Source organism: Pseudodesulfovibrio alkaliphilus, assembly GCF_009729555.1.
GTDB classification, from domain to species: Bacteria; Desulfobacterota; Desulfovibrionia; order Desulfovibrionales; family Desulfovibrionaceae; genus Pseudodesulfovibrio; species Pseudodesulfovibrio alkaliphilus.
Genome location: NZ_WODC01000008.1, coordinates 93,640 through 105,714, shown reverse-complemented (window position 1 = coordinate 105,714; position 12,075 = coordinate 93,640). Strand labels below are relative to the sequence as shown.

The following is a 12,075-nucleotide window of genomic DNA, read 5'->3' as shown; positions in this document are numbered from 1 at the left end:
GCAATGGACCGGGAACTTCGCCTTGCCGATGCGGCGGCCACCCTCGCCCTCGGCCGCGCACTGGCCAAAGCCCTGACCAGGGAGTCGCTCCCCCCCGCCCTGCTTCTGCAAGGCGATCTCGGAGCGGGAAAAACCACCCTGGTCAGAGGACTGGTCGGCTCCCTGCCCGGTTCGGACCAGGCCGAGGTTTCCAGCCCGAGTTTCAACATATGCAACCTCTACCCCACGACTCCGCCTGTGGCCCACTGCGACCTCTACAGGCTGGAAGGCATGGGCCCGGACGACGCGCTGCTGGAACTGCTTGAAGACCGGACCATGCTGGTGGTGATCGAATGGGCCCAGTTTCTCGACCGGAAGCTCTGGCCCGATGAGGCGCTGGAGCTGTCGTGGTTCCCCACCAGCGCAGGGCGCGGCCTCATCATACGTACTCGGGGAAGGACCGCCCGGGAGATGCTCGGCTCCCTGGCCCACGAACTTGATCACATTTCAAACAATCCCACAGGGCTCCAATGAACATCGTCGTACAAAAATTCGGTGGAACATCGGTTCGCAACCTCGAATGCCAACGCCAGGTCATGCAAAAGGTGCTGCGCCCATACCGCGAGGGCAACAAGGTCATCGTCGTCCTTTCGGCCATGTCCGGAGAAACCAACCGGCTCCTGGCCCTGGCCAGGGAATGGTCAGACAACCCGGACCCGGCTGAAGCGGATTCGCTGGTTTCCACAGGCGAGCAAATTTCCTGTGCACTCTTTACCATGCTCCTCAAGCAACAGGGTGTCGCCTGCCGCTCGGTGCTCGGATTCCAGGCCCCCATCAAGACGGACTGTGCCTACGGAAAGGCCAGAATCGTAGACATCGACGAAACCCGGATCAAGGAGATGCTCAATGAATACGACATCCTGGTCATGGCCGGTTTCCAGGGCTGCGACGACGACCTGCGGATCACCACCCTGGGCCGAGGCGGTTCCGACACCTCTGCCGTGGCCCTGGCCGCAGCGGTAAAGGCCGACATCTGCGAGATTTTCACCGACGTGCCCGGTGTTTTCACCACTGACCCCAATATGTGCAGCGATGCGCGAAAGCTCGACAGAATCACCTATGACGAGATGCTGGAAATGGCGAGCATGGGTGCCAAGGTACTCCAGATCAGGTCCGTGGAATTTGCCAAGAAATACAACGTAACAGTCCATGTCCGCTCCACTTTTTCCGACGAGCCGGGCACAGTAGTCACCAAGGAGGACCCCACCATGGAAGCCGCTCTCGTCTCAGGTATTGCATATGACAAGGACCAGGCACGGATCACCCTGATCAACCTTGAGGACAAGCCCGGCGTCTCCGCCCAGATATTCACCCCCCTGGCGAACCAGCGCATCCTGGTTGACATGATCGTCCAGAACCCGAGCAAGAACGGCAAGACCGACATGACCTTCACCGTGCCCCGAGCCGATGTGGACCAGACCCTCAAGACCCTGGACGCCCTGCGCTATGAAATCGGCTTCGACGCCATCGACAGCAATCTCAACGTCTCCAAGGTATCCATTATCGGCGTCGGCATGCGCAACCATTCCGGCGTGGCCTCACGGGCCTTCCGGGCGCTTGCCGATGAGAATATCAACATATTGATGATCAGCACCTCGGAGATCAAGATCACCTGCCTGATCGACGACAAATACACGGAACTGGCCGTGCGTACGCTCCACAAAGCCTTTGAGCTCGAAAACGGCCCATTAGGGAACGCATGAGACACGTCACCATATACGATACCACACTGCGGGACGGTGCCCAAGCCGAAGAACTCAACCTGACGGCCCAGGACAAATTGCGCATCGCTCGAAAGCTCGACGAATTGGGCATCCACTACATTGAGGCTGGCTGGCCTGGCTCCAACCCCACGGACGCCAGCTTCTTCGACACCGTCAAAAGCCACACCTTTGCCAATGCGCGGCTGGTTGCCTTCGGCTCCACCCACCTCAACCGCACCACCCCGGAAAACGACCCGAATCTGGCCGCCCTGCTGGCCGCCGAGACCCCGGTGATAACCATCTTCGGCAAGACCTGGGATATGCACGCCACCAAGGCGCTCGGCGTCAGCCTGGAGCGCAATCTCGAACTCATCCGCAACAGCGTCGCCTATCTGGCCTCCCGGGTTGACGAGGTCATTTTCGACGCCGAGCACTTCTTCGACGGCTTCAAACACAATCCCGAATACGCCCTGCTGGCCATCAGGACCGCCAGCGAAGCCGGAGCCGCCCGACTCATCCTCTGCGACACCAATGGCGGCACCCTGACCTCCGAGCTGTCCGAGACCGTCAAGGCAGTCATGACCGCCCTGCCCGACGCCGAGATCGGCATCCACGCCCACAACGACTCGGAACTGGCCGTGGCCAACTCCCTTGAGGCCGTGCGCCTGGGCGCAACCCAGGTTCAAGGCACCATCAACGGGTACGGCGAGCGGTGCGGCAACGCCAACCTCTGCTCCATCATCCCCAACCTCGAACTGAAGATGGGCATCCAGGCCATCGGTCCAGAAAACCTCAGGCGGCTGCTGATCACCTCCCACTTTGTCAGTGAAACTGCCAACCTGCGCCCCTTCATGCGCCAGCCCTTTGTGGGGGCCTCGGCCTTTGCCCACAAGGGAGGCATCCACGTCAGCGCAATTCTCAAGGATTCCAGGACATACGAGCACATAGACCCCACGACGGTGGGCAACTCCCAGCGTGTGCTGCTCTCGGATCAGGCCGGTCGCAGCAACATACTCTTCAAAACCCGCGAGCTTGGATACGACCTGGACAAGACAGACACCACTGTCGACGCCCTGCTCAAGGAACTCAAGCTCAAAGAAAGCATGGGCTTCGAGTATTCGGTGGCCGAAGCATCCTTTGAACTCATGCTCCTTGAGGCGCTGGGCAGGAAACCAGACTACTTCACATTCCGCCATTTTTTCGTGGTGGACGCCAAACGCGAGGAAGATGCCGAGCCCTTCACCGAGGCCACCGTAATCATCAACGTCAAAGGGCAGGCAGAACACACGGCGGCCACGGGCATGGGTCCGGTCAACGCCCTGGACCGAGCGTTGCGCAAGGGGCTTGAGCGGTTCTATCCCAATCTGAGCGAAATCCGCCTGCTCGACTTCAAGGTCCGCGTCCTCTCGGGCGCGGTGCGCGACACGGGCGGTACCGCCTCCTTCGTCCGCGTGCTCATCGAAACCGGCGACCGGCACGAGCGCTGGACCACCATGGGCGTGTCCCACAACATCATCGAGGCAAGTTGGCAGGCCGTGGTGGACTCCATCAACTACAAACTCTTGCGCGACGACAAGCGCCGGGCCAAGGAAGCCAAAGAGTAATCACACCATGCCCTGGACGCCGGGGAACCATGCCGAATATAAAAAAGGCCGGGCCAATGAAGCCCGGCCATTTTTTTGCGTCAAGAACCTGGCTACTTGCGCATGTTGGGAATCTGGCTGGCGGCCCAGGCAGACGCCTTCATATACTGGGTGGCCGCCTGGGTGAAACAAGCGCCGTAACGGCTCAATATCTCGTTGGCCACGGTCCAGTTGCCCAGCTCCACGGCCTCGACCATGAGCAACCAATCGCGAAACTCGTTGAGCGTACCGCACAAGGCGGCCTTGATCTCGTCGTCAAGCGGCACCCCCTCAAGCGCCTTGTCCATGGGATAGGAAAGCAGCGCGTCAAGCAACGAAAAAAGACCGAGCATGAACATGGTGCTGGCCGAATGGGGAAATCCCTTGATTGTTCCGGCCAGCTTGCTCAGAAACCGGCCGCGCTGAAGCGCCATGTAGGCCAGTTCCTCGCCCTTGGGTGTGGAGTCGAGATCGGTCACGACCACCACCGTGGCCCAGTGGCGAATTTCGTTGAGGCCGAGCAGAGATACGGCCTGCTGGATGGACTTGATCTTATTGCGTAGACCAAAGGACGCGGAGTTAATGTATTTGAGCATGCGATAGCTCAGAGTGATGTCCGAGGCGATGATTCCCGCAAGCTCGTCCATCTCGCACTCGGGATTGGCCAGCTCCCGCAGCAATTGCAGCTTGGCTGTTGCCGTGGCGGCCAGCGCGGCTTCGCCGCCTGACAGGGGAACTCCGAAGAACGGCCCCTGGAAGTAGCGGAAACCCAGAGCCCGCGTTCCCTCGAAAGCCTCCCATCCAGACACGTCCGTGGCCAGCAGCTCGCCACCAAAGGACTTGAATCTGGCCCGCAGCCTGACGATCTCCGGCGGGGTCTTGCCCGACAGGCTGACCTTGACGATGTCCGCCTTCCTGACCAGCTCGGGGTCTGCGGTCCCGTCCGCATCGACATCCAGGGCAACGATGCCGCCCCGTTCATGCAGGGCCTCCACCAGATCCCGGCACCGGGACGACGACGCTGCCCGCCCGCACAGGCCGAACACGCAGCAGTCGATGTCGGCCAAGGAACCGTCGAACCCGTTCTCTGCGGCAATACTCAACAGGATTTTCTTGTCCCTGACCAGAGCTGTGCCGCCTTCCGGACCCAGGGTGGCCCTGTAGGCGTCAAGGATATCGGCCAAGGTCGCGGGGCTCCCGTCCGGCCGGGTCGAGCCGGCCCGCAGCTCGTACCCCCACACGGACTTGTCGCGGTCAAAGATGGGCTGCCTGACCACAAGCAACGGCTCTTCAGGCAGTGATTGGCACTGGACAACGGCATCAGCCATGAAAGCAGCCTCCTCGACCCGAGTGAATGTCTGCCGCCATTTCAAACAATTGTTAGATAATTCCCATTGATTGGTAAATCAAAACCCCGTGCCATGTAAATGATTATCGCGCCTACCCGCGAGCAACACCCGCCCAAAGACCAAAATGAAGGGCCGCCCCATGCGGAGCGGCCCAACGTGGCTTCACGATTTGTCGCCTAAAGCATCCCGGAGACCTTTCTGGTCAAACGCAGCAGCTGATTGGTGAATCCGGCTTCGTTATCGTACCAGACGATGAGCTTGAGCTGGGTGCCGCCCATAACCCGGGTCAGGCCGCAGTCCACAACGCCGCCATAGGTGGAACCCATGAAGTCCACGGACACCAGCGGTTCGTCGGTATAGCCCATGGATTCGCCGGCTGCCGCCCTGATGGCCGCGTTGACCTCCTCGGCCGTGGTGGGCTTCTTGAGCTCGCAGACAAGGTCCACCAGCGACACGTTGGGCGTGGGCACACGGATGGCCATACCATCGAGGACACCCGCGAGTTCGGGAATGACCAGCCCCACGGCCTTGGCCGCGCCGGTAGTGGTGGGCACCATGTTTACGGCGCAGGCGCGGGCGCGGCGCATGTCCTTGTGCGAACCGTCGAGGATGCGCTGGCTCATGGTGTATGAGTGGACCGTGGTCATGATGCCGTGCTTGATGCCAAAGGTGTCGTTGATCACCTTGGCCGCAGGCGCGAGGCAGTTGGTGGTGCAGGAGGCGTTGGAGACGATCTTGTGTTCGGGCTTGAGCGTTTCCTCGTTGACGCCCATGACTACCGTGGCGTCGGCCTCCTTGCCGGGCGCACTGATGAGCACCTTCTTCGCTCCGCAGGCCAGATGCTTCTCGCAGCTTGCACGGTCGGTGAATTTGCCCGTGGACTCCACCACGATGTCGCAACCCATATCGCCCCACTTCCACTCGCCGGGCGCATCGCGGGTCACGATCACGTCCTTGCCATTGACCTTGAAGCCGTTCCCGGCGGGTTCAACGGCCGGATATCTGCCGTGGACCGAGTCGTACTTGAGCAGATGGGCGAGGTCCTCATTGGAGGCGCGGGCATTGACCGCCACCAGTTCCAGGTCGCTCTCCTCAGCCAACAGGCGCGTCAGGTACCGTCCGATCCGTCCAAATCCGTTGAGACCTATCTTTGTGGCCATGGCTCCTCCTATTTCTGTATTGTTCAAGATCACTCTCCGGGTAATGACACAATCTCTACGTTCGCCGACACGTTTCGTCAACGGGGGGTGGCGAGATTCCGCGCCAGCATGTCCATGGCGTCACGATCGGTGAAATCGAAATGCAGCGGCGTCAGAGTGACATGCCCCCGTGTCAGCAAAGCCCTGTCCCGGTCGGGACTGATGCGCTCGGGTGGAATCGCCCCATCAAGCCAGTAATAGAATCTGCCCCGCGGATCGGTACGGGTGTCGTACCAGTCGCGGTAGGAGGCACGGGTGTGCGGGCAGACCACCAGTTCGTGCGCCTTGTCCATGGGACAGGCCGGAAAGTTGAGATTGACCACGCACTTCTTGGGCAGTTCGGCCCAGGGAATGCGGGACAGCAGCCGGACGCAATAGTTCGCCTGAGCCGAAAGATCCACGGGGTTAAAGTCGTCCACGGACACGGCCATGGAGGGAATCTCCATCAGCGCCCCTTCGGTGGCGGCGGACACCGTTCCAGAATACAGGATGTCCACGCCCACGTTTGCCCCGGCATTGATGCCCGAAAGCACGAGATCCGGCGCGGCATCCAGCAGCGTGGACAGGGCCAGCTTGACGCAATCCACCGGAGTGCCATACACACCTTGGCCCCTGAAGCCATTTTCACGAAACTCCTTGACCCGAAGAGGCATGGACAGGGTCACGGCATGACCCACGGCCGACTGCTCTGCGACCGGCGCAACCACGCGCACATCATGCCCGGCCTCAACCAGGGCGAAATACAGGGAGCGAAGGCCCACGGCCTGAATGCCGTCATCGTTGGCAAGTAAAATTCTCATGAAATCTCCATCCTGACTCGATTTGACAATTCGAGTGAAATCAGGTTCATAAAGCGGAGCGGATTCAACCGCTCACCAAGGGCTCGTCAACGCCCCTTCCGCCCGCCCCGCGGCCTCTTTCCGGCCTGGATGGCGGGGTACAACAACATCAAACAGATGGCAAGGCACGTGACCAAAAAGTCGCAATATATAAATGACCTGACCCCCGGCATCCGCGTGGACGACCTGTTCGTCCTGGCCGCCTCGTCCCTGGCGCAATCAAGAAACGGCCCTTATTGGAGTCTGACATTTCAGGACGCCACTGGCAAGATCGACGGCAAGATATGGAGCCCCAAGAGCCAGGAATACCCCCTTCTGGAACCGGGCCAGATGACCCGGGTCCTCGGCTTTGTCGAGAGCTACCGCGATCGGAACCAGCTGAAGGTCGATCATCTGGAGATTCTCGATCCGGCAGCCGACGAGGTGGATTACGCGGACTTCATGCCCGCCAGCGCCACGCCGCCTGCGCGACTCATGGAAGAACTCGAAGACCTGATCACCGAACACATGCGCCATAAACCCTGGCGCACGTTCTGCCGCAAGGTGCTTGGCAGCGGGGAAGTCCGTGAACGCTTCATGACCGCCCCCGGGGGCAAGACTGTGCATCATGCCTATGTGGGCGGGCTGGTCGAACACACCCTGGGTGTGGCCCGGTCCTGCATGGCCCTGTGCGATGTCTATCCCGGACTGGACCGGCAGACACTGCTGGCCGGGGCCGTCTTCCACGACCTGGGCAAGGCGTGGGAGCTGACCGGCGGACTGGCCAACGACTACACCGACGAAGGCCGCCTTCTCGGCCACATCCAGATCGGGCTTGACAGGCTCGAACCTTTCCTCGCCCGCAGCCGACAGCTCGAAGAACCGCTCAAACTGCACCTGCGGCACCTGATCACCAGCCACCACGGCGAGCACGAATTCGGCTCGCCCGTGCGTCCCAAGACCCCTGAGGCATTCGTGCTCCACTTCGCGGACAACATGGACGCCAAGCTGAACATCATTGACCAGGCCTACGGGGAGATGAACGGCAGCGAACAGCAATGGTCCCCCTATCTGCGCTACCTCGAACGCAACGTCTACCGCGCCCCGGCCACGCCGGACACGACCAGGCGCAAGACCGACATCCCGGAGAATCAATGTTTGTTACCTTTGAAGGCATAGAGGGCACGGGCAAAACCACCCAGATCGCAAGACTGCGCGACCACCTAGAGAGCAAGGGTAGGGAGGTCTTCCTCACCCGCGAGCCCGGTGGAAGCCGCGTGGGCCAGGAACTGCGTCAGATGCTTCTGCATGTGGACAACTCGGACCTGACGGCCATCACCGAACTCTTCCTCTATCTGGCCGACCGCGCCCAACATGTGGCCCAGATAATCAAACCCCAGCTCGAAGCGGGCCGCGTGGTGCTCTGCGATCGGTTCGCTGACTCGACCATCGTCTATCAGGGCTTTGGGCGCGGCCTGGACATCGATATGCTCAAAAAGCTCAACGAAGTTGCCGTGAACGGCGTCTGGCCGGACCTTACCATCGTCCTCGACCTTGATCCCGAACTGGGCCTTGACCGGGCCACCCGGCGCAACATGGAGGACGACAAAACCCTGGCCGAGGGCCGCTTCGAAGCCGAACATCTCTCATTCCACCGCCGAATCCGCGAGGGGTACCTGACCTGGGCTGCCCTCAACCGCGACCGGATCAAGGTGGCCGACGCCTCCTCCGCTCCCGAAGAAGTCTTCGGCCGAATCAGGGCGCTCATCGATACGCACCAGCCCGGGCTTGTCTAAGCCCCCCGCCGAGCTTCACAGGCTTGGCGCGTAGACACCCTCGGGAAATATGCTATGCTGATGTCGACAGCCCCTTTTGCCATGCAACCCGCCGCCCCGACAGGAAACAGATGGAGCAACCACGCCGCCCGAGGCCAGCCTGGACCAGGAGAATAGCCCGTAACGCGCTGACGGACACCGGCCTGTACCTCTGCCTCATGGCCGGTATGGTCTGGCTGCTGGCAGAGGGCACCCAGCAGTCGGGATACAACTGGCAGTGGTATCAGATTCCCAAATATCTTTGGCAGATTACCGACCAGGGGTTGGCCTGGGGGCCGCTCATGCAGGGATTTGGCGTCACCCTGCAGATCACCGCCGTGAGCATGGGGCTGATGCTGTGCATCGGTCTTGTCACAGCGCTGATGCGTATGTCCGCCTCTCTGGTGGCTCGCGGCACGGCCAGGGTTTACATGGAATTGATCCGCAACTCCCCCCTGCTCATCCAACTCTTCTTCATCTACTTCGTCATCGCACCCATCCTCGACATCCCGGCCTTCTGGGCCGCTGTCATTGCCTTGAGCCTGTTCGAGGGGGCGTACGCTTCGGAAATCCTTCGCGCAGGCATCACCTCCATCCACGCGGGCCAGTGGGAGGCCGCCAGGAGCCTGGGCATGAGCCCCTTTGCCATGTATCGGCACATTATCCTGCCCCAGGCCGTGCGCCGCGTCCTGCCGCCCATGACCAGCCAGGCCGTGTCGCTGGTCAAGGATTCCGCACTGGTCAGCACCATCGCCATCATGGACCTGACCCAGCAGGGACGGATGATCGACGCCGAGACCTTTCTGACCTTTGAGATATGGTTCACTGTCGCAGCCGTGTATCTGGCCGTGACCCTCGTTCTGTCCGGCGCGGCCAGGATGCTTGAGCAGCGCGACAAGACCAACGGCCATGACTTTCAACCACAGGAGCGCATCCCATGACCATCTGGAGAGCGATCAAGACCGACAAAGGCGTCATGATAGTCATTTTGGGCGTGTCCCACGTCACCTTCGCTCAGGCCTCGTGCCGGAAAGACCAGACCATCAACCCGGCCTGAGGGGCCGGATCAAAGGAGTCCGCCATGAAATTATTCCGCCATACGGCCACGGCAGCCCTGCTCTGCCTCGTCCTGCTCGCCCAGGGGTGCGGCCAGCCCCCCCGGGAATCGTCCACCCCTGCCCCGTCCGACGCCAGGACAAGCCAGCTTGAGGAAATCCTCAAGCGCGGCACCATCCGGGTCGGCTTCGACACCTTCAAACCCTGGGCCATTAAAGACAGGGACGGTAATTACATCGGCTTCGAGATCGAGGTCGCCAAAAAACTGGCCGAGGACATGGGCGTGGATGTCGAATTCGTGCCCACCAAGTGGTCGGGCATCATCCCGGCCCTGCTCACCGGCAAGTTCGACATCATCATCGGAGGCATGTCCGTGACCCCGGCCCGCAACCTGAAGGTGAACTTCTCCGCCCCTTACGAATTCTCGGGCATGTCCATGGTGGCGTCAGGCACGCTGGCCCCAGGGCGCGACTCCCTGGAACAGTTCAACACCCCGGAGACGACCATCGCCGTGCGCTTGGGCACCACGGCCGCCGAGGCTGCCAAGAACTTTCTGCCCAAGGCCAAGATCCTCTTCTTTGACGAGGAATCCCAGACCATCCAGGAACTGCTCAACAACCGGGCTCACGCCCTGGTGGCCTCAAGTCCCCTGCCCGCCAATCTGGCGGCCGAATACGCGAACAGGCTCTATCTGCCCCTTGACGACGACTTCACCAGCGAACCCATCGCCTTTGCCGTGCGCAAGGGCGACCTCGACTTCCTCAACTGGCTCGACAACTGGGTGCGCGTGACATTGAGCAAAGGGTGGCTGCAAAACCGCTACCACTACTGGTTCGCCACCAGCGAATGGGAAAGCCTGATAGAGTAGCGGGCGAGTCGCAGTGAAGGACAAAGGGAGCCCCGCACGGCGGATCACCCTGCTCGACATCGCCCTGCTGACGGCGATAGCGGCCGGGACAGCCTACATGGCCTATCGCGCCGCCACCGGACTGAACTACCACTGGCGATGGGACGCGGTCTGGCACTATCTGTTTCGTTTCGACGAGACGGCCGGGACGTGGCGGCCCGGCCTGCTCGCCGAGGGGCTGATCACCACCCTGCGCTTAAGCCTGTGGGCCGGGGTGCTTGGAACGGTCATCGGCACTGCCGCGGGACTGATGCGCGTCAGCCCCCGCCTGCTGTCGCGGCAGTTGGCCGCCACCTATGTGGGCCTGATCCGCAATACCCCGCCTTTGGTGCTGATCTTCGTCTTCTACTTCTTCATCGGCGATCAGATCATGCACTGGCTTGGGGTGGACCACTTCACGCGCTCCCTGTCAGACGAGACACGGGCCGGGATGTCCTGGCTCTTCGGACGGATGGACCGCTTTCCGCAATTCCTCTCGGCCGTGATAACCCTGGCCCTGATCGAAGGGGCATACATCGCCGAGATCGTGCGGGCGGGCATCCAGTCCGTGGAGCGCGGCCAGTGGGAGGCGGCCACGGCGCTGGGCATGGGCCGGGCCAGGGCCATGCGCCACATCGTGCTGCCCCAGGCCATGCAGCGCATGTTGCCAGCTCTGGCCGGACAGTTTATATCCATCATCAAGGACTCGGCCATCGTCTCGGTCATCTCCATCGAAGAGCTGACTTTCCAGGCTCAGCAGATAATGACCACGACCTACCGCAGCTTCGAGATATGGACCACCGTGCTGGTCATGTATTTTGTCCTGACCTTTGCCTGCTCCCTGGCTGTGCGCAGGCTTGAGGTTGCCCTCGCCGGACGCGGATAGTCGACACCGGCATCCGCCGGGCCGGACGACAGGCACGACACCCAACCACCCAAAACGGAGGCCACCAGAATGAGCGACGATGTCAAGGTGTACGCCCTTTCGACCTGTATCCACTGCCGCAATGCCAAGAAATACCTGGACGAATGCGGCATCAAATACAAATGCGTCCACGTGGACGAGCTGACCGGCGACGAGCGCAAGGAGATCATCAAGGAAGTCAAAGGACACAATCCCGCCGTGTCCTTTCCCACCATCGTGATCAAGGACAAGGTCATCGTGGGCTTCCACAAGGACCAGATCGACGAAGCCCTGAAGGAGTGAGCATGGACGCAAAGGAACTCTATGACCGACTCAGAAAAATTCAGGAACCCAAAGGGTATTTCTTCAACAAGGACATGGAGATGACCATGGCCCTCATGGAGAGCCTGCTCACCTGCAAGGAACGCCTGGGCTACATGGCCTGCCCCTGCCGGCTGGCCAACGGCGACCTGGAGAGCGACCGGGACATCATCTGTCCCTGCGTTTACCGCGAGGCGGACGTAGCCGAGTACGGGGCCTGTTTCTGCGGCCTGTACGTCAGCCGGGAGTTCAACGAGGACGCCATCGAAAAGCGGGTCGTGCCCGAGCGGCGGCCGCCGGAGAAGATTCTCTTCTGACGCGGAAACTCCGGCAATGAAAAACCCCGGATCGCTTTTGCCTTACA

At 61.2% G+C, this 12,075-nt stretch carries 13 protein-coding genes; 10 read left to right on the top strand and 3 right to left on the bottom strand.

Annotated features, from left to right (window positions below):
• The first annotated feature begins 3 nt into the window (after nucleotides 1–3).
• The 3 genes from tsaE to cimA are packed head-to-tail and all read left to right on the top strand — an operon-like array spanning nucleotide 4 to nucleotide 3,346.
• Nucleotides 4–513 (top strand): tRNA (adenosine(37)-N6)-threonylcarbamoyltransferase complex ATPase subunit type 1 TsaE, encoded by a 510-nt coding sequence (gene tsaE, locus GKC30_RS12220; RefSeq protein ID WP_155935074.1) that lies wholly within the window; start codon nucleotides 4–6, stop codon nucleotides 511–513.
• A complete protein-coding gene (locus GKC30_RS12215) occupies nucleotides 510–1,742 on the top strand; it encodes an aspartate kinase (protein WP_155935072.1) in 1,233 nt (410 codons plus the stop codon). Before tsaE ends, GKC30_RS12215 begins: the two co-directional genes overlap by 4 nt.
• Nucleotides 1,739–3,346, top strand: coding sequence for a citramalate synthase (cimA, locus tag GKC30_RS12210; protein ID WP_155935070.1), 1,608 nt, complete (start codon nucleotides 1,739–1,741; stop codon nucleotides 3,344–3,346). The genes GKC30_RS12215 and cimA overlap by 4 nt, the downstream gene beginning before the upstream one ends.
• Nucleotides 3,347–3,438: 92 nt before the next feature.
• On the opposite strand, the gene GKC30_RS12205 is transcribed toward cimA, so the two are convergent.
• The 3 genes from GKC30_RS12205 to surE form a co-directional block, all read right to left on the bottom strand.
• Complete coding sequence (locus GKC30_RS12205; protein ID WP_155935068.1) at nucleotides 3,439–4,692, bottom strand: EAL and HDOD domain-containing protein; 1,254 nt, start codon at nucleotides 4,690–4,692, stop codon at nucleotides 3,439–3,441.
• A 197-nt stretch (nucleotides 4,693–4,889) separates the two neighbouring features.
• Nucleotides 4,890–5,873 carry a type I glyceraldehyde-3-phosphate dehydrogenase gene (gene gap / locus GKC30_RS12200; RefSeq protein WP_155935066.1) on the bottom strand — a complete coding sequence of 328 codons (984 nt, stop codon included), beginning with the start codon at nucleotides 5,871–5,873 and terminating at the stop codon, nucleotides 4,890–4,892.
• A gap of 77 nt (nucleotides 5,874–5,950) precedes the next feature.
• Entirely contained in the window at nucleotides 5,951–6,712 is a 762-nt protein-coding gene (surE, locus tag GKC30_RS12195) for a 5'/3'-nucleotidase SurE (protein WP_155935064.1), read from the bottom strand.
• 156 nt (nucleotides 6,713–6,868) lie between these two features.
• Between surE and GKC30_RS12190 the strand changes: the two genes are divergently transcribed.
• The 7 genes from GKC30_RS12190 (at nucleotide 6,869) to GKC30_RS12160 (ending at nucleotide 12,028) form a co-directional block, all read left to right on the top strand.
• Nucleotides 6,869–7,909 (top strand): 3'-5' exoribonuclease YhaM family protein, encoded by a 1,041-nt coding sequence (locus GKC30_RS12190; RefSeq protein ID WP_155935062.1) that lies wholly within the window; start codon nucleotides 6,869–6,871, stop codon nucleotides 7,907–7,909.
• The gene (gene tmk, locus GKC30_RS12185) at nucleotides 7,885–8,526 is read left to right on the top strand and encodes a dTMP kinase (protein ID WP_155935060.1); all 642 of its coding nucleotides are present in this window, start codon (nucleotides 7,885–7,887) and stop codon (nucleotides 8,524–8,526) included. Before GKC30_RS12190 ends, tmk begins: the two co-directional genes overlap by 25 nt.
• Before the next feature lie 110 nt (nucleotides 8,527–8,636).
• The gene (locus tag GKC30_RS12180) at nucleotides 8,637–9,485 is read left to right on the top strand and encodes an amino acid ABC transporter permease (RefSeq protein WP_155935058.1); all 849 of its coding nucleotides are present in this window, start codon (nucleotides 8,637–8,639) and stop codon (nucleotides 9,483–9,485) included.
• Nucleotides 9,486–9,625: 140 nt separating this feature from the next.
• Complete coding sequence (locus GKC30_RS12175; protein WP_155935056.1) at nucleotides 9,626–10,468, top strand: transporter substrate-binding domain-containing protein; 843 nt, start codon at nucleotides 9,626–9,628, stop codon at nucleotides 10,466–10,468.
• Between the two features lie 13 nt (nucleotides 10,469–10,481).
• Nucleotides 10,482–11,372: an amino acid ABC transporter permease gene (locus GKC30_RS12170; protein ID WP_367614125.1), complete on the top strand. Its 891-nt coding sequence runs from the start codon at nucleotides 10,482–10,484 to the stop codon at nucleotides 11,370–11,372.
• Between the two features lie 69 nt (nucleotides 11,373–11,441).
• On the top strand, nucleotides 11,442–11,693 hold the full coding sequence (locus GKC30_RS12165; protein ID WP_155935054.1) for a glutaredoxin family protein: 252 nt from the start codon (nucleotides 11,442–11,444) through the stop codon (nucleotides 11,691–11,693).
• A gap of 2 nt (nucleotides 11,694–11,695) precedes the next feature.
• Nucleotides 11,696–12,028, top strand: coding sequence for a ferredoxin-thioredoxin reductase catalytic domain-containing protein (locus GKC30_RS12160; protein WP_155935052.1), 333 nt, complete (start codon nucleotides 11,696–11,698; stop codon nucleotides 12,026–12,028).
• Nucleotides 12,029–12,075: the final 47 nt, after the last annotated feature.

Bases quoted from the DNA above. Each gene is read 5' to 3' on its own strand.
- surE (WP_155935064.1), bottom strand. From the start codon at position 6,712: ATGAGAATTTTACTTGCCAACGATGACGGCATTCAGGCCGTGGGCCTT.
- GKC30_RS12160 (WP_155935052.1), top strand. From the start codon at position 11,696: ATGGACGCAAAGGAACTCTATGACCGACTCAGAAAAATTCAGGAACCC.
- GKC30_RS12205 (WP_155935068.1), bottom strand. From the start codon at position 4,692: ATGGCTGATGCCGTTGTCCAGTGCCAATCACTGCCTGAAGAGCCGTTG.
- GKC30_RS12190 (WP_155935062.1), top strand. From the start codon at position 6,869: ATGGCAAGGCACGTGACCAAAAAGTCGCAATATATAAATGACCTGACC.
- gap (WP_155935066.1), bottom strand. From the start codon at position 5,873: ATGGCCACAAAGATAGGTCTCAACGGATTTGGACGGATCGGACGGTAC.
- tmk (WP_155935060.1), top strand. From the start codon at position 7,885: ATGTTTGTTACCTTTGAAGGCATAGAGGGCACGGGCAAAACCACCCAG.
- tsaE (WP_155935074.1), top strand. From the start codon at position 4: ATGGACCGGGAACTTCGCCTTGCCGATGCGGCGGCCACCCTCGCCCTC.
- GKC30_RS12215 (WP_155935072.1), top strand. From the start codon at position 510: ATGAACATCGTCGTACAAAAATTCGGTGGAACATCGGTTCGCAACCTC.
- GKC30_RS12165 (WP_155935054.1), top strand. From the start codon at position 11,442: ATGAGCGACGATGTCAAGGTGTACGCCCTTTCGACCTGTATCCACTGC.
- cimA (WP_155935070.1), top strand. From the start codon at position 1,739: ATGAGACACGTCACCATATACGATACCACACTGCGGGACGGTGCCCAA.
- GKC30_RS12175 (WP_155935056.1), top strand. From the start codon at position 9,626: ATGAAATTATTCCGCCATACGGCCACGGCAGCCCTGCTCTGCCTCGTC.
- GKC30_RS12180 (WP_155935058.1), top strand. From the start codon at position 8,637: ATGGAGCAACCACGCCGCCCGAGGCCAGCCTGGACCAGGAGAATAGCC.